General features: G+C 72.7%; 17 protein-coding genes and 1 tRNA gene. 10 read left to right on the forward strand and 8 right to left on the reverse strand.

Translation table 11 applies throughout. From position 1 onward, the window contains the following. Nucleotides 1-2: 2 nt before the first annotated feature. From gspJ to gspN, 5 genes are read left to right on the forward strand one after another with little or no spacing between them, the layout of a single operon-like run. The gene (gene gspJ / locus BM360_RS00625; RefSeq protein WP_093309343.1) at nt 3-590 is read left to right on the forward strand and encodes a type II secretion system minor pseudopilin GspJ; all 588 of its coding nucleotides are present in this window, start codon (nt 3-5) and stop codon (nt 588-590) included. Then, nucleotides 587-1,567 (forward strand): type II secretion system minor pseudopilin GspK, encoded by a 981-nt coding sequence (gspK, locus tag BM360_RS00630; RefSeq protein WP_093309345.1) that lies wholly within the window; start codon nt 587-589, stop codon nt 1,565-1,567. The genes gspJ and gspK overlap by 4 nt, the downstream gene beginning before the upstream one ends. Continuing rightward, nucleotides 1,564-2,652, forward strand: coding sequence for a type II secretion system protein GspL (gene gspL / locus BM360_RS00635; protein WP_165611160.1), 1,089 nt, complete (start codon nt 1,564-1,566; stop codon nt 2,650-2,652). Before gspK ends, gspL begins: the two co-directional genes overlap by 4 nt. Continuing rightward, nucleotides 2,649-3,128 (forward strand): type II secretion system protein GspM, encoded by a 480-nt coding sequence (gspM, locus tag BM360_RS00640; protein WP_093309350.1) that lies wholly within the window; start codon nt 2,649-2,651, stop codon nt 3,126-3,128. Before gspL ends, gspM begins: the two co-directional genes overlap by 4 nt. Then, on the forward strand, nt 3,125-3,829 hold the full coding sequence (gene gspN / locus BM360_RS00645; RefSeq protein WP_093309355.1) for a type II secretion system protein N: 705 nt from the start codon (nt 3,125-3,127) through the stop codon (nt 3,827-3,829). Before gspM ends, gspN begins: the two co-directional genes overlap by 4 nt. Nucleotide 3,830: 1 nt before the next feature. On the opposite strand, the gene BM360_RS00650 is transcribed toward gspN, so the two are convergent. Together BM360_RS00650 and BM360_RS00655 are read right to left on the reverse strand one after the other, a co-directional pair. Next, nucleotides 3,831-4,724, reverse strand: coding sequence for an ROK family protein (locus BM360_RS00650; RefSeq protein WP_093309358.1), 894 nt, complete (start codon nt 4,722-4,724; stop codon nt 3,831-3,833). After that, the gene (locus tag BM360_RS00655; protein WP_093309362.1) at nt 4,721-5,200 is read right to left on the reverse strand and encodes an Lrp/AsnC family transcriptional regulator; all 480 of its coding nucleotides are present in this window, start codon (nt 5,198-5,200) and stop codon (nt 4,721-4,723) included. Before BM360_RS00655 ends, BM360_RS00650 begins: the two co-directional genes overlap by 4 nt. A 171-nt stretch (nt 5,201-5,371) precedes the next feature. Here BM360_RS00655 and BM360_RS00660 point away from each other — a divergent pair, with 171 nt between their 5' ends. From BM360_RS00660 to BM360_RS00675, 4 genes are all read left to right on the forward strand, one after another. Continuing rightward, nucleotides 5,372-7,021 (forward strand): sensor histidine kinase, encoded by a 1,650-nt coding sequence (locus tag BM360_RS00660; protein ID WP_093309366.1) that lies wholly within the window; start codon nt 5,372-5,374, stop codon nt 7,019-7,021. A 15-nt stretch (nt 7,022-7,036) separates the two neighbouring features. After that, complete coding sequence (locus BM360_RS00665; protein ID WP_242653233.1) at nt 7,037-8,092, forward strand: polysaccharide deacetylase family protein; 1,056 nt, start codon at nt 7,037-7,039, stop codon at nt 8,090-8,092. Between the two features lie 10 nt (nt 8,093-8,102). Continuing rightward, nucleotides 8,103-8,178 (forward strand) — tRNA-Ile (locus BM360_RS00670). A 17-nt stretch (nt 8,179-8,195) separates the two neighbouring features. Further along, entirely contained in the window at nt 8,196-9,155 is a 960-nt protein-coding gene (locus tag BM360_RS00675) for a cation diffusion facilitator family transporter (RefSeq protein ID WP_242653234.1), read from the forward strand. A 24-nt stretch (nt 9,156-9,179) separates the two neighbouring features. Here BM360_RS00675 and lexA read toward each other — a convergent pair whose 3' ends face one another. From lexA to BM360_RS00705, 6 genes are read right to left on the reverse strand one after another with little or no spacing between them, the layout of a single operon-like run. Beyond that, the gene (lexA, locus tag BM360_RS00680) at nt 9,180-9,845 is read right to left on the reverse strand and encodes a transcriptional repressor LexA (protein ID WP_093309373.1); all 666 of its coding nucleotides are present in this window, start codon (nt 9,843-9,845) and stop codon (nt 9,180-9,182) included. A gap of 58 nt (nt 9,846-9,903) precedes the next feature. Beyond that, nucleotides 9,904-11,085 (reverse strand): molybdopterin molybdotransferase MoeA, encoded by a 1,182-nt coding sequence (locus BM360_RS00685; RefSeq protein WP_093309376.1) that lies wholly within the window; start codon nt 11,083-11,085, stop codon nt 9,904-9,906. Next, nucleotides 11,082-11,552, reverse strand: coding sequence for a cyclic pyranopterin monophosphate synthase MoaC (gene moaC, locus BM360_RS00690; RefSeq protein WP_093309379.1), 471 nt, complete (start codon nt 11,550-11,552; stop codon nt 11,082-11,084). The genes BM360_RS00685 and moaC overlap by 4 nt, the downstream gene beginning before the upstream one ends. Next, nucleotides 11,549-12,334: an indole-3-glycerol phosphate synthase TrpC gene (gene trpC, locus BM360_RS00695; protein ID WP_093313518.1), complete on the reverse strand. Its 786-nt coding sequence runs from the start codon at nt 12,332-12,334 to the stop codon at nt 11,549-11,551. The genes moaC and trpC overlap by 4 nt, the downstream gene beginning before the upstream one ends. Before the next feature lie 11 nt (nt 12,335-12,345). Beyond that, nucleotides 12,346-13,341 (reverse strand): anthranilate phosphoribosyltransferase, encoded by a 996-nt coding sequence (gene trpD / locus BM360_RS00700; RefSeq protein ID WP_093309383.1) that lies wholly within the window; start codon nt 13,339-13,341, stop codon nt 12,346-12,348. Then, the gene (locus BM360_RS00705; protein WP_093313520.1) at nt 13,338-13,925 is read right to left on the reverse strand and encodes an anthranilate synthase component II; all 588 of its coding nucleotides are present in this window, start codon (nt 13,923-13,925) and stop codon (nt 13,338-13,340) included. Before BM360_RS00705 ends, trpD begins: the two co-directional genes overlap by 4 nt. A gap of 114 nt (nt 13,926-14,039) precedes the next feature. On the opposite strand from BM360_RS00705, the gene BM360_RS00710 reads away from it, so the two are divergent. Next, a complete protein-coding gene (locus BM360_RS00710; RefSeq protein WP_093309385.1) occupies nt 14,040-15,650 on the forward strand; it encodes a GGDEF and EAL domain-containing protein in 1,611 nt (536 codons plus the stop codon).

Consider the following 15,650-nt stretch of genomic DNA (forward strand, 5'->3'; position numbering starts at 1 on the left):
GGATGCACGAGGAGGCCGGCTTCACGCTGGTCGAGATGCTGGTCGCGCTCGCTTTGTTCGGGCTGATCGCGGCGGCGGGCGTCGGGCTGCTCGGCTTCGGCGTGCGAGCGCAGGCGGCGGCGGGTGAGCGGATGGACGACGATGCCGCGCTCCGCCGGGTCGACGCGCTGCTGACCGCGGACCTCGTGCAGGCGGTGCCGCGGATCACGCGCGGGACCGACGGGCGGCCGCTCAACGCCTTTGTCGGCGATGGCGGGGCGGGCGTGGCGCTGGGTCTGGTCCGCGGCGGGTGGAGCAATCCCGACGGGCAGCCACGCGCATCGCTGCAGAAGGTGGCGTGGGAGGTGCGGGACGGCTCGCTGACACGCACGGCGTGGCCGATGCTCGATGGCGCGGCGCCGGGCGCGGCGGTGGCGGTGGTGCGCGGGGTCACCGGCCTGTCGATCCGCTACCGCCAGGCGGACGGCGCTTGGCGCGAGCGGTGGGACGCGCTGCGGCCGACGGACATGCCGCGGCTGGTGGAGCTGACGTTGACTATCGAGGCGCGCGCACCGGTCACGCTCTCCTATCTCGTGGGGACGGGCGCATGACGCCGCGGCCCGGAGAGGAAGGCGCCGCCTTGCTGGCGGTGCTGATGCTGGTGGCGGTGCTCGGCGCGCTGACCGCCACCGCGCTCGACCGGCTGGGGCTGGCGACGCGCCTCGCGGCGAACGGCGCGGCGGCGGAGCAGGCGCGTGGGCTGGCGCTGGGCGCGGAGGCTTTGGCGCTGACGCAGGTCGGGCGGCTGGCCGATCCGCGTCTCGACCGGACGATGGCCGGTGACTGGACGCAGCGGCCCTACCGCATTGCAGTGGCGGGCGGCGCGATCGTCGCGCGGATGGCGGACGGGGGCAATTGCTTCAATCTCAACAGCCTCGTCTCGGGCAATGCGGGGCTCGGCCTTGCCGCACGGCCGGTCGGGGCACAGCAATTCTCCGCGCTGATGCAGGCGCTGGGCGTGCCGCAGGCGGAGGCGGAGGCGGTTGCCGCTGCCGCGACCGACTGGATCGACAGCGACACCGCGCCGCTGCCGCTGGGTGCGGAGGATGATGCCTATAACCGCCTCGCCGTGCCGTACCGCACCGCCAACACGCTGATGGCCGATCCTTCCGAGCTGCGCGCGGTGGCGGGGGTGACGCCCGCGCTCTACGCGACGCTGCGACCGTATCTCTGCGCGCTGCCCGTGGCCGAGCTGTCGCCGATCAACGTCAATACGCTGGAGCCCGATCAGGCGCCGCTCGTCGCGATGCTGCTGCCGGGCGTGCTCACCGTGGGAGCGGCGCGGGCGATCCTGGCGACGCGCCCGCCGGCGGGGTGGAGCGATGCCAGCCAGTTCTGGGCCGGGCCGGCGCTGGGCGGGCAGACGCCGCTCGGCGAGGTGCAGGCGCAGACGCAGGTGCGCACGCGCTATGTCCGCGCGCGGCTGGACGTGCGCGTGGGCGGTGCGGAAATCGAGGAGACGGTGCTGATCGACGCGCGCGGCACACCCGCCCGCATCCTCGCGCGCAGCTGGGGGGAGGAGGCGTGACCCTGCTCGTCTGGCCCGCGACGGGGGACAGCGCGGCGGCATGGTGGCGGCTGGGCGAGGAAGGCCGTATCGCGCGCGGGCACGATCTGGCGGACGTGGCGGCGATGCCGGGCGAGCGGGTGGTGCTGGTGGCGCCGGGCTCGGCCGTGGCGCTGCACTGGATCGAGCTGCCGGCGCTCGCCCCCAATCAGGCGCGGGCGGCCGCCCGGCTGGCCGCGGCGGAGATCGTCGCCGCGCCGCTCGACACGCTGCACGTCGCGGTGGCTGCGGGCGGGGAAGGCCTGCGGCCGATGGCGGTGGTCGAGGCCGGGCTGATGGCAGGCTGGCTGGCGCAGGCCGCGGCGGCAGGGCTGGAGCCCGATCACGTCGTGCCCGAGCCGCTGTTGCTGCCTTTGCCCGACGAGGAACCGGCGGAGCTGCACTGGCCGCGCGACGGCAGGGTCGTCGTGCGGGGGATGACGAGCGGCCATGTCGCCGAGCCGGAGCTGGCGGCTTTGCTGGCCGAGGGATCGGTGCGGTTGCTTGACGACGACGCCGTGGCGGACGGGCTCGCTTTGCGGCTCGATCCACCGGCGCTGGATCTGCGGCAGGGGGCGTTTGCGCGGCGCTGGCGGCTGGGCGTGGACTGGCGGCTGGCGCGGCGGCTGGCAGGGCTGGTCGGCCTGATCCTGCTCGTCACGCTCGCGATCCAGCTGGTCAGGATCGCGCGCTACGAAGCCGCGGCGATCGGAGCCGAGACACGCGCCGAGGCGGCGGCACGCTCCGCTTTGCCGCGGGCAACGCGCATCGTCGACCCCGCGGCGCAGCTCGACCGGCGGCTGGCGGATCTGCGCGGCGGCGGGCTCGGCTTCTCCACCATGGCGGTGCTGCTCTCCGCGGCGGTGCGAGACACGGGGGGCGTGGAATTGACCGCACTGGCCTTCGATGACGACGGCCGGCTGACCGCGACGGTGGCGGCGCCGGGCACGGTGGAGGTGGACGCGCTGGTCGCGCGGCTGGCGGCGGCTGGGCTGGATGCGCGCGCCTCCGCGCCGCGGCCGGGCGGCGATCGCCCGCTCGCCGATCTGACGGTGACGGTGCGATGACGGGGCGGGAAAAGCTGGTCGCCTGGTGGCGGGCGCGTTCGGGCCGCGAGCAGCGGCTGCTGCTGGTGATGGGCGGGCTTGCGGCGGTGCTGCTCGTCTGGCTGCTGGTGGTGCGGCCGGTGGGCGACTGGCTGGCCGATGCGCGGCGCCGTGCCGCCGAGGCGGAGATTGCCGCGGCTCAGGCCGAGGCGCAGGCGGAGACGATCCGCCGGATCGAGCGCAGCGTGCCGCGCCGCACCGGGCAGCCGCTCCCGGCACGGATCGCCGCCATGGCGGAGCGCGACGGGCTGGCGCTGACCAATGTGCGGCCGGAGGGCGACGGCGTCGCCTTCGCGGTGGCCGCGGTGCGGCCACCCGTCCTGCTCGCCTGGATCGCGCGGATGGAGGCGGAGGGGCTGGTGATCGAGCGCTTCGCCGCGCGGGGCAATCCGGATCGCACGGTGGCGGCCGAGATCGCGGTGAGGGGGCGGCGATGAGGCTGCGCCTGCCGCTCGGCCGCCGTGCCCTGTTCGCGGCGGCCGCGATCCTGCTGCTGGTGCCGACCATGCCCGCGCGCACCGTCGCGGGTCTGCTGGGGCTCGGCTCGCTCGGCTTTGCCGCACGCGACGTGGAGGGCAGCGTCTGGTCCGCGCGCGCGAGCGAGGCGCAGCTGGGCGGCCTGCCCTTGGGTGATCTGCGCGTCCGGCTCGATCCCTGGCCGCTGTTCGTCGGTCACGCGCGGCTGGCGCTGGAGGGGGCTGGCGATGCGCGCGGCAGCGTAACGGTGGCGCGGCACCTCACCGGCTTCAGCGTGAGCGGCTGGCGCCTGCCGACCGGTGGCCGCTTCGCTCCGGTGCCCGTCTCCGCCCTCACGCTGGAGGCAATGCGCGCGCGCTTCCAGGATGGCTTGTGCGATTTCGCCGAGGGCACTGCGCGGGTGGAGTTGAGCGGCGACCCTTACGGCGTCGGCCTGCCAGCGACACTTTCCGGGCCAGCGCGCTGCGATGCGGGTGTGCTGAGCCTCGATCTGGCGGGAGGCGGCGGCGAGCGGCTGCTGCTCGCCTTCCCCGCGCCGGGGCAGTTCCGCGCGACGCTGTCGCTCAGGCCGGGCGATCCGGCGCTGGCGGCGAAGCTGGCGGCGGCGGGCTTCGCCGCGGGGCCGAACGGCCTGCAGCTGAGCGTGGCGGGCAGCTGGTAGTCTAGGCGAGGCCCACGGCATCCAGCGCGAGGGCGACGGCGCCGAGGGGACCGGCATCGTCGCCGAGTGCGGGTGGCACGATGATCCGGTCGAGCGCGGCGGCGTCGACCTCGTCGAGATAGGAAGCGAGCTTGGCCGCGGTGGCCGCGCGCACGCGCGGCAGCAGATGCGGCACGCCGGCACCCACGCCTCCGCCGATCAGGATGCGCTGCGGCGAGGCGGTGAGCAGCAGGATCGCCATCGCTTCCGCCAGCGCATCGGAAACGAAGCCCCAGGCGTCATGATCGGCATCCAGCTCGCTCGCCGGTGCGCCCGCGCGCGCGGCGATGGCGGGGCCGGCGGCGAGCCCTTCGAGGCAATCGCCGTGGAACGGGCAGATGCCGGGAAATGAATCGCCCTCCACGCGGCGGACGCGCAAGTGGCCGACCTCCGGATGGAGCAGGCCGTGGAGCGGGCGGCCGCCCGCCATCAGGCCGACGCCGATGCCGGTGCCGACCGTCATGTAGGCGGCGGTGTCGCACCCCTGCGCGGCGCCCCAGCGCGCCTCCGCCAGCACCGCGCCGTTGACGTCGGTATCGAAGCCGAGAGGCAGGCCGAGCCCGGCAAAGGCGCCGCGCACGTCCGCATCGGCCCAGCCGGGCTTGGGCGTAGCGGCAATCCGGCCATAGCCGGTGCGGGCAGGATCGAGCCGCAGCGGGCCGAAGCTGGCAAGGCCGATCGCCGCCACCGCCTCTGCCGCCGCCCAGCGCGCGGCCTGCTCCAACAGCGCGCCCAGCGTCTCGGCCGGCGTGGTCGTCGGCACGCGTACGCGCTCGACAATGTCGCGGCCGCGCGCCAGCACGGCGATGCCCTTGGTTCCGCCAAGCTCGATCCCGATCGTGACCGGCCCGCTCACAGCATGTCGACCGGGACGCCCGCCTGATCCTTGGAGGTGCGGATGATGAGCGAGGTCTTGACGCTGGCGACGTTGGGCGCGGTCGTCAGCTTGGAGGTGAGGAAGGCCTGGAACGCCTGAAGATCGTGCGCGACGATCTTCAGGATGAAGTCGATCTCGCCGTTCAGCATGTGGCATTCACGAACCTCGGGCAGCGCCGCCACATGCCCTTCGAACGCGCGGAGATCATCCTCCGCCTGGCTGCGCAACGAGACGAGCGCGAAGACCATGATGCCATAGCCCAGCGCACCGGCATTCAGCTTCGCATGATAGCTTTCGATCACGCCCGATTCCTCGAGCGAGCGGACGCGGCGGAGGCACGGCGGCGCGGTGAGGCCGGCGCGGCGCGCCAGCTCCACATTGGTCATCCGCCCATCCTCCTGCAGGGAGGACAGAATGGTGCGATCAATCCCATCCAGCGGCACGCGAACGGCCATGCGAAATCCTTCAAGAGTCGTTCAGAGGACTATAAGATTCTTTCGTCACTAGGCAATTGTCCCACAACGGAACGGGCCGTCCGCGAAATCGTGGCGGACCTTCCGCGGTGCCCTGTGGCACGGTACAGCGTTGGCGGCGCGGCAAGGACAACCGTGCCAAGGGGTTCCGCTTTGCGCTACGACGACATGCTCGCCACGCTTCTGCGTCAGCCGCTCGACACGCGCGCGGCGCGCGTCACGGCGTGGCGGCAGGCGGTGGACATGCTGGCGCAAGGGCGCGGCGGCACGCTGACCGATCACGCCTTCGATATGCTGCGTCACCTGCGCGGCGACGTGCCCGCCGAGGTGCGGCGCGAGGCGGCGGGCAGCATCGTCGGCCGCAGCGTGCCCGCGAGCCTCGTCCGCCTGTTCGCCGAGGAGCCGCCCGCCATCGCGGCGCCCGCGCTTGCCGGGGCGCGGCTGGCGCCGGAGGAGTGGGTGGCGCTGCTCCCTGATCTTGGGCCGACCGCGCGGGGCTTCGTCCGCAACCGGCGCGATCTGGCGCCGTCGGTGGTGCAGGCGCTGGAGGCGTTCGGCGCGCACGATCTGGCGCTGGACGGGCCGGTTTCCCTGCCGGCGGAGGCGCCTGCCGAGATACCGGTCGCGCCGCCAGCGGAGCCGCCGGTCGCGCCTGCTGCCGATCCGGTGCCCGATCCCACACCCGGGCCGGCGCAGATCAGCGAGGTTCTCGGGCGGATCGAGGCGTTCCGCGCCCGCCGCAGCGAGCCGCCGCCCGCGCCGACCGTGCCCGACAGCTTCCGCTTCGAGACGGACGGCATGGGCGAGATCGTGTGGACCGACGCCCCGTTCCGCGGCGGCCTGATCGGCGAGACGATCGCGCGCGCGGCGGGGCGCGACGGCGTGGGCGTGGATGGTCATGCCGCGGGCGCGTTCCGCCGGCGGGCTCCATTCCGCGATGCGCGGCTGGCGCTGGAGGAAGGCGCGCCGTTCGGCGGTGCGTGGCGCATCTCCGCCGTGCCCGCCTTCGACGAGGCGAGCGGCCGCTTCACCGGCTATCGCGGCGTCGCCCGCCGGCCGCGTGCGGACGAGAGCGCGGAGCCGCTGGATGGCGGCGCCTTTGCCGGCTTCCACCCGGATTCGCTGCGCCAGCTGGTGCATGAGCTGCGCACCCCGATCAACGCGATCATCGGCTTTGCCGAGCTGATCGAGCGGCAGCTGCTGGGCCCGGCGGGCAGCAATTATCGCGAGCGCGCGGGCGAGATCGTCGGCGAAGGGCAGCGGCTGCTCGACGCGGTCGAGGATCTGGACGCCGCGGCGAAGATGGCGGGCCGCCGCTGGACGCTGGATGAAGGCGCGGTGGAAGGCGCTGCGCTGGTCACGCGGCTGGCGGACGAGATCGGTGCCCCCGCGCGGGCGCGCGGCGTGACGCTGACCGTGGAGACGGCCGCTTTGCCGCCGATCGCCGCCGATCCGCCCGCGGTGGAGCGCATGATCGCGCGGCTGCTGCAATCGGTGCTCGCGGTGGCGGCGCCCGGTGAGACGATGGCGCTGACCTTGCGTGCGGCGGATGGCGGGGCGGAGCTGAGCGTCACACGGCCGGCGCTGCTGAGCGGGCGGGACGAGCGCACCCTGCTCGATCCCGGCTATGCGCCCGATGGCGACTGGCCCGATGCTCCGCTGCTCGGGCTCGGCTTCGCGCTCAGGCTGGTGCGGAACCTAGCAAGCGGGGCGCGCGGCGCGCTCGATATCCAGCCCGATCGCTTCCGGTTGCGCCTGCCGGTGCGGCGCGATAGCGCAGGGGCCGGAACGGGCCGGGGCTGATCCCTCACGCGCCCGATGATCGGGGGAGCGGCATCGGGCATGGAGCGGGCAGGGGGAGAGGCCGGTGCTCGGCTCGACCGACCCGCGCCTGCCGGCGCCCGCGTTCGCTTTCCCGACAGTTTCGGCCGGCGCTTCGCCATCTTCGCGGATGCGGAGGAGGAGTTCGACTGGTCGCAGCCCTTCTCGCGCGAGGCTGTCGCCACCACGGCGGTTGCGGCTCTACCGGAGGGGACGCGGCGGCTGAACGCGGCGGGGGTAGTGCCGACCTATCTGGCCGATTATCCGATCGCCAACGATCCCCGCTCCGCCGCGATCGTCGCGGAGCTGGCGGCGGCGGGGGCGTGCGATGTCGGTGTGCAACTCCACCCCTGGGTGACGCCGCCGTTCGACGAGGTGGTAAGCGCGCGCAACAGCTTCGCCGGCAATCTGCCGCCGGCGCTGGAGGCCGCCAAGCTGCGCGCGACGACGGAGCGGGTGGCGGAGGCGACGGGCGTTCGGCCGATCGTCTACCGCGCGGGCCGCTACGGCGTCGGACCGTCCAGCGTGGCGGCGATCCGCGCGGCGGGGCACCGGCTGGACGTGTCGGTGCGGCCATTATTCGACTATTCGGCGGAGGGCGGCCCGGATTTCCGCGCCGCTACGCCCGATCCGTGGTGGGCGGCGGAGGATCTGCTGGAGGCGCCGCTCGGTGTCACCCTCGTCGGTGCGCTGCGGCGGTGGGGGCGGCTGCCGCACTCGGCCGCGGCACGGGCATTGCTCGCGAGGACGGGCCTGCTGGCGCGCGTGGCGCTGACGCCCGAGGGAACGCCGATCGCTGCGGCGTGCGCGGCGGTGCAGGCGATGCTGGCGGATGGTGCGCGCTTCCTCAGCTTTTCCTTCCACACGCCGTCGCTCGCGCCAGGGCATACGCCCTACGTGCGCGACGCCGCGGGCCTGGCACGCTTCTGGAGATGGTGGGACGCGATGTTCGACCTGCTCGCACGCGAAGGTGTGACCGCGGTGCGCCCCGACGAGCTGATTGCCGCCGCGGAGGCGGGGCGCGACTTGTCAGCGGGTGGCACGCCGCGCTAGGCGAAGCGCGGGGCCTGTAGCTCAATGGTTAGAGCTGGCCGCTCATAACGGCTAGGTTGCGGGTTCGAGTCCTGCCGGGCCCACCAAATGCATGAGGTGCCGATTGGGGGATGGTCATCATCATGCCCATGGCGGCGGCCACGGGCACCATGCGCACGGCCATGGCGGGCATGGCCACGCGCACGGACACGGTGCCGACGCGCATGGCCGCGCCTTCGCGGTCGGCATCGCGCTGAACATCGCGTTCGTCGTCGCGGAGGCGGCGGCGGGGCTGCTGGCCAATTCGATGGCGCTGCTGGCGGATGCGGGCCACAATCTGTCCGACGTGCTGGGACTGGCGGTGGCGTGGGGCGCGACCCTGCTCGCCCGCCGGCCGCCGAGCGCGCGCTTCACCTATGGCCTGCGCGGCTCCTCGATCCTCGCCGCCTTGTTCAATGGGCTGGTGCTGGTGCTGGCATGCGGCGGCATCATGTGGGAGGCGATGAGGCGGCTCGGCGATCCGCCGCAGATCGCCGGGCCGCTGGTGATGGTGGTGGCGGCGATCGGCATCGCGATCAATCTGGCGACCGCACTCATGTTCGCGCGCGGGGCGAAGGGCGACATCAACCTGCAGGGCGCCTTCCTGCACATGGCCGCGGATGCGGCGGTTTCCGCCGGCGTCGTTGCGGCCGGCGCGCTGACCCTGTGGACCGGCGCGGCGTGGATCGATCCGGTGACCAGCCTCGTCATCGTCGCGATCATCCTGGCGGGCACGTGGGGGCTGCTGCGCGAGGCGACGACCCTGGCGCTGGCCGGCGTGCCGCGCGCGATCGATCCGGAGCGGGTGGAGGCGCTGCTGGCCAGGCTGCCGGGCGTCGTGCGCGTTCATCATCTCCATATCTGGCCGCTCAGCACGACCGAAGCGGCGCTGACCGCCCATCTGGTGATGCCCAGCGGCGCTGACGACGGGTTCCTGCACGATGCCGCCGAACAGCTGCAGGCGAAGTGCGGCATCGCCCACGCGACGTTGCAGGTGGAGCGGGGCAGCCGCGAACATCACGGCTGCGGCGGTGCCGCTGGCTGAACCAGGCGAGCCCGCGCTGTTCGCTCAATAGCGGCGCAGCAGCCCGGCGAGGCGACCCTGGACGCGGATCTGATCGGGGGCGAAGCGCTGCGCCGTATAGGCGCGGTTGGCCGGATCGAGCCGGATCATCGCCCCTTCCCGGCGGAAATATTTGAGCGTCGCCTCGCTATCCTCGATCAGCGCAACGACGATCTCACCCTCGCGCGCCTGTTCGGTACGGCGGATCAGCGCATAATCGCCGTCGAGGATGCCCGCCTCCACCATCGAGTCCCCGGCGACCTCGAGCGCATAATGCTCGCCCGGCCCCAGCAGGGCGGATGGGACGGCGAGCGTCGTCTGCCCCTCCAACGCCTCGATCGGCACGCCCGCGGCGATACGGCCGTGCAGCGGGATCTCAAGGATATCGTTGGCGGCGGTCGGCACGACCGGGGCGGGCGGGGGCGACGATGCCTTCGACTTGGGCGCGGACTGCGCCAGTTCGGGCATGCGCAGCACCTCGAGCGCGCGCGCGCGATTGGGCAGGCGGCGGATGAAACTGCGTTCCTCCAGCGCGGAGATCAGGCGATGGACGCCCGACTTGGAGCGCAGATCGAGCGCCTCCTTCATCTCCTCGAACGAGGGAGACACGCCGGTCTCCGCCAACCGGTCGTTGATGAAGCAGAGCAGCTCATGTTGCTTGCGCGTCAGCATCGCGGATCCCCGATCTTCGGAACGAACGCGGAACGTGTAGGGAACGCGAATCGGCGTGTCAAGCGATTGGCAGCACGTCCACCACATCGCCAGGCCGGGCGGCGGGCGCGTGGCGCGGTCGGACGATCAGCACATCCGCCTGCGCCAGCGTCGCCAGCCCCGCGCTGTCCTGACCGGACAGCGGTGCGACACGATCGCCCTCGGTCCGGCCGCGGAGATATTCGGCGCGGATGCCGGTGGCGGGCAGCGGCGCGGCAAGCGTCATCGGCCGTGTCGAGGCCGGGGCAGGCTCACCCGTCATCCGAGCGACGAGGGGCAACAGGAACAGGCGCGCGGTGACGAAGGCGCTGACAGGGTTGCCGGGCAGGCCGAGCACGATCGCGCCGTCGAGCATGCCTGCCATCAGCGGCTTGCCCGGCTTCATCGCGATCCGCCAGAAGTCGATGGCCGCGCCCGCCTGCACCAGCGCGGGCCGCACCAGATCATGGTCTCCCACCGAAGCGCCGCCGGTGGTCACGAGCACATCGGCGCCCGCCGCCTCCTCGAACGCGCGGGCCAGCGGGGCGAGGCGATCCGGCACGATGCCGCGATCCTCCGCATCGGCGGCATGGGGGGCGAGCAGGGCGGCGAGCATCGGGGCGTTGGAGGCGGGCAGGTCCAGCCCGTGGGTCGGTGCACCGACGGGCACGAGCTCGTTGCCGGTCGACAGCAGGGCGACGCGCGCGCGTCGGCGGACGGGGAGCGTGCCGTGGCCGCCCATCGCCGCGAGCGCGAGGTGCGCAGGGCCGAGCCGGGTGCCGGCGGTGAGCAATGGCGCGGCCGCGGCGAAGTCCGACCCGGCAGGGCGGACGTGCGCGCCAGGGCGAGGCGGCCCCTCGCCGGTGAGGCGCACGGCGGTGCCCTCCGCTTCGATCTCTTCCTGCACGACGACGGTATCCGCGCCCGCGGGCAGCGGCGCACCGGTGAAGATGCGCATGGCCTCGCCGGGTGCCAGCGCGCGATCGGGCAGGCGGCCGGGCGTGCTCTCGCCGGCAAGCGTCCAGGGGCCGGGCAGCTCGGCGAAGCGGATGGCGTAGCCGTCCATGGCGGACAGGTCTGCCGCGGGTTGCACGCGCGCGGCGGCGACGTCCGCGGCCAGCGTGCGGCCGAGGCAGGCGGCCAGCGGCGCGGGCTCGACCGGCAGGGGCGTCCCGAGCGCGAGGATGCGGGTGAGCGCCTCCTCGACCGGCAGCAGGCTCATGCCGCGCGCCAGTCGCCCGAGCGGCCGCCCGACTTGGCGAGCAGGCGGATGCCGCCGATCGCCATCCCGCGATCGAGCGCCTTAGCCATGTCGTAGACGGTGAGCAGGGCGACGGACACGGCGGTCAGCGCCTCCATCTCGACGCCGGTCGGGCCGGTGGTGCGCACGGTGGCGCTGGCCGACACGCCGTCCGCCTCGACCGTCAGGTCGAGCGTGACGCCGGCGATGGCGATCGGGTGGCAGAGCGGCACGAGGTCGCTCGTCCGCTTGGCCGCCATGATTCCCGCTACACGGGAGACGGCGATCACGTCGCCCTTCTTCACCGATCCCGCGCGGATCGCCTCGGCGGCCTCCGCGGTCATCGCGATGCGGCCGACCGCGGTCGCTTCCCGCGTCGTATCCGCCTTGGCCGAGACGTCGACCATGCGCGCGGCGCCGTCCGCGTCGAGATGGGTCAGGCCGGTCATGCCAGCAGCCGGCGGGTGGCGGCTTCGAGATCGGGCTCGCGCATCAGCGTCTCGCCGACCAGCGCGCAGCGGATGCCGGCGGCGTGCAGCCGGGCGAGATCGGCGGCGTCGCGGATCCCGCTTTCCGCCACCAGCGTGACATCGCCGGGCACGAGTGCCGCCAGCCGTTCGGTGCGGCCGAGATCGACGGAGAAGTCGCGCAGATCGCGATTGTTGACGCCGATCAGGCGCGAGCGGAGGCGCAGCGCCCGCTCCAGCTCCGCCTCGTCATGCACCTCGATCAGCACGTCCATGCCGTGATCGAGCGCGGCGGCCTCGATCTCGTGCACCAGCCCGTCGTCCAGCGCGGCCATGATGACGAGGATCGCATCGGCACCCAGCGCACGCGCCTCGGCCGACTGCCAAGGGTCGACCATGAAGTCCTTGCGCAGGCAGGGCAGGCTCACCTCGATCCGTGCCGCGACGAGATAATCGTCGGAGCCCTGGAAATAGGGCTCGTCGGTCAGGATCGAGAGGCAGGCGGCGCCGCCCGCCTGATAGGCGCGGGCATGGGCGGCCGGATCGAAATCGGCGCGGATCAGCCCCTTGGAAGGGGAGGCCTTCTTGATCTCGGCAATCAGTGCCGTGCCGGCCTTGGCCTTTTCGCGCAGCGCCGCGTGGAAGCCGCGCGCAGGAAAGGCGGCGCGGGCCATGCGATCAATCTCGGCCGGGCGGATCACCGCCTTGCGGGTCGCGACATGCTCGCGCTTGGTTGCGCAGATTTCGGCGAGGCGGTCGGTCATCGAAGCACTCATCAGAAGGCGATCCAGCAATCGAGCAGCGCCTTGGCGAGGCCGCGGTCGATCGCTTCGGCGGCCTCCTCCACGCCCTCCTGCCAGTCGGCGGCGTGGCCCGCGACGATCAGCGCGGCGGCGGCGTTGAGCAGCACCGCGTCACGATAGGCGGAAGGCTCGCCCAGCAGCAGCTCGCGCAGGCGCGCGGCGTTGAACGCGGCATCGCCGCCGCGGATCGCATCGAGCGGATGACGCTCCAGCCCCAGCGTCTCGGGCGCGACCGTCTCATCCGCGCGCCCGGCGGCATCGAGGCGAATGACGCGGCTGGGCCCGGCGATGGACAGTTCGTCGAGGCTTTCCTCGCCCGAGACGAGCATCGCCCGCTCGATGCCGAGCAGCTGCATCGCGCCGGCGACTGTATCGAGATAATCGACGCGGGCGATGCCGACGAGCTGGCGCGTGACGCGTGCGGGATTGGCGAGCGGGCCGATCAGGTTGAAGATCGTCCGCCGGCCGATCGCGCGGCGGACAGGCGCGAGGCGGGCGAGCGCGGGATGGTGCTTCTGCGCGAACAGGAAACAGAGGCCCAGATCGGCGAGGCTCTCCTCCGCCCGCGCCGACGCACGGTCGAGATCGAGGCCCAGCGCCTCCAGCGTGTCGGCAGCGCCCGCCTTGGACGAAGCGGCGCGATTGCCATGCTTGGCCACCGGCACGCCGCAGGCGGCGACGACGATGGCGACGGCGGTCGAGATGTTGAGGCTGTGCGCGCCGTCGCCGCCGGTGCCGCAGACGTCGATCGCACCCGGCGGCGCCTGCACCTCGATCATCCGTTCGCGCAGCGCCCGCGCGGCGGCGGCGATCTCGACCGACGTCTCCTCGCGCAGCGTCAGGCCGAGCAGGAAGGCGTGGACCTCCTCATCCCCCGCACGCCCGTCGAGCATGTCGGCAAATGCCTGGTGCGCGGTGGCATGGTCCAGCGGGCTCGCCGGATCGGGGAGCAGCGCCAGCGTCGTCACGCGAGGCTCTTCACCGGCAGGCCGGCGACGCGAAGGAAGTTGGCGAGCAGATCGTGGCCATGCTCGGTGGCGATGCTCTCCGGATGGAACTGCACGCCGTGGATCGGCAGCGTCTCATGCGCGAGGCCCATCACCGTGCCGTCGGCGGTGCGCGCGGTGACGCGGAGCGCGGGCGGCACATTCTCCACCGTCAGCGAGTGATAGCGCGTGGCGGTGAAGGGGGTCGGCAGGCCTTCGAACAGGCCGGTGCCGTCATGCTCGACCGGCGATGTCTTGCCGTGCATCAGCTGGCCTGCGCGCACGACGCGGCCGCCGAAATGCTGGCCGATCGCCTGATGGCCGAGGCAGACGCCCATCAGCGGGCGCGCCTCCGCCGCGCAGGCCGCCACCAGATCGAGCGAGATGCCCGCTTCGTTCGGCGTGCAGGGGCCGGGCGAGATGAGGAAACCCCTGGCCCCGCTGCTCAGCGCCTGGCCGACCGAGAGCGCATCGTTGCGCACCACCTCAACCTCGGCCCCCAGCTCGCGCAGGTAGTGGACGAGGTTCCAGGTGAAGCTGTCGTAATTGTCGATGACGAGGATCATGTCCGGCTGCTTTCCCACAGCGCGGCGGCGGCGTCCACGCCTTGTTCGACGGAGATGGCGCTGCTCGGCGCTTAAGCAACCTCCTGTCAATATTTGATATGTGATGATCTCGGCATGGATGCCCTGCTTCGCCGCTCGGTTGACGCCCTGCCGGCGCTTGTCGCCACGCTGGACGAGAGCCTCCGCTTCGAGGCGGCCAATGCCGCCCATGGTTATTGGCTCGGCGTCGCCCCGGCATCGCTGATCGGCCGCCCGGCGCAGGAGGTGTTCGGCCCGGCGCTATGGCCGCTGGTGGAGCCCGGCGTGCTCAGGGCGCTGGCGGGGGACTTCGCCGACATCGAGGTGGAGCTGCCGCCCGCCTTCGCGCTCCGCTGGGCGCGAATCATGATCACGCCCGAACGCGGCGCCGGGGGGCAGATCGTGCGGCTGCACGTGCTCGTCACCGATCTCAGCCGGCAGCGCGCGATGCTGCGGAAGCTCGAGCGGACGGAGGCGACGTTCAACGCCGCCTTCGCCGCATCCGCCATCGGCAAGGCGCTGGTCGAGCCCGACGGCAAGATCGCGCAGGCCAATCCGGCCTTTGCGCGGATGCTGGGGCTTCAGGTGAGCGACATCGTCGGCCGGCACTTCAAGGATTTCACCCACCCCGACGACATCGGCGACGACACGGATCGCTTCGCCGCGCTGAAACGCGGGGAGATTGACAGCTACTCGCTCGAAAAACGCTACATCGCGGCCGATGGCTCGCCCGTGGACACGCTGCTGACGGTGGCGGTGGTCCGCGACCGGGACGGTGAGGCCGCCTTCTTCGTCTCCGAGATCAGCGACCTGCGCGAGCAGAAGCTGGCCGAGCAGGCGGTGCGCGAGCGGAGCGCCCAGCTCGCGCTGGCGATGGAGTTGGTCGACGGCGGCGTGTGGCAGCACAATCTGGCGACCGGCACGGTGCAGCTGTCGGCGGGGCTGGCGCGCGCGCTCGAGCTGCCGCCCGACCGCGCGGTCGCCTATTCCAGCCTGCTCGATCGGCTTCACCCCGAAGATCGCGCGCGGCTGGAGGGCAAGGACATGCTGACCTATCGCGACACGCCGGGCACCGCGGTGTTCCGCATGCGCGTGGCCGGCTGCAAATGGCGCTGGCTGCGATCGCGCCGGCAGCTCGTGCGCAACGATCGGGGCGAGCCGGTGAGCGTGCTGGGCATCATCTTCGACGTGACGGAGGAGCGTCAGCGCGAGGAGCGGCTGTCGCGACAGGCCTCGACCGATCCGCTGACCGGCGTGCTCAACCGGCGCGGTTTCGATACGGCGCTGTCGCCTGCCTTGCGGGAGGCGGGCGCGCCGCCCGCGCTTCTGCTGGTCGATCTCGACCGGTTCAAGCCGATCAACGACACGTACGGCCATGACATGGGTGATCGCGTGCTGCGCGAAGTGGTGCGGCGGCTGCGCCAGTCGGTGCGCTCACGCGACATCGTCGCGCGGCTGGGCGGCGACGAATTCGCCGTGCTGCTGCCGCGGATCGACATCGCATCGGCAGAGCAGGCGGCGCAGCGCATCGTCACGACGCTGGCCGAGCCGATCGAGCTCGGCAGCGTGGTGGTGCATACGGGCGCGAGCGTCGGCGTGGCGATCGCCGAGCCGCAGGACGACGCCCCATCCATCCTGCGACGGGCGGATGAGGCGCTCTATGCGGTGAAGCGGAGCGGCCGGGGCAATTGGCGGATGGCCGCCTGA

It is taken from the genome of Sphingomonas jatrophae (genome assembly GCF_900113315.1).
GTDB lineage: Bacteria > Pseudomonadota > Alphaproteobacteria > Sphingomonadales > Sphingomonadaceae > Sphingomonas_P > Sphingomonas_P jatrophae.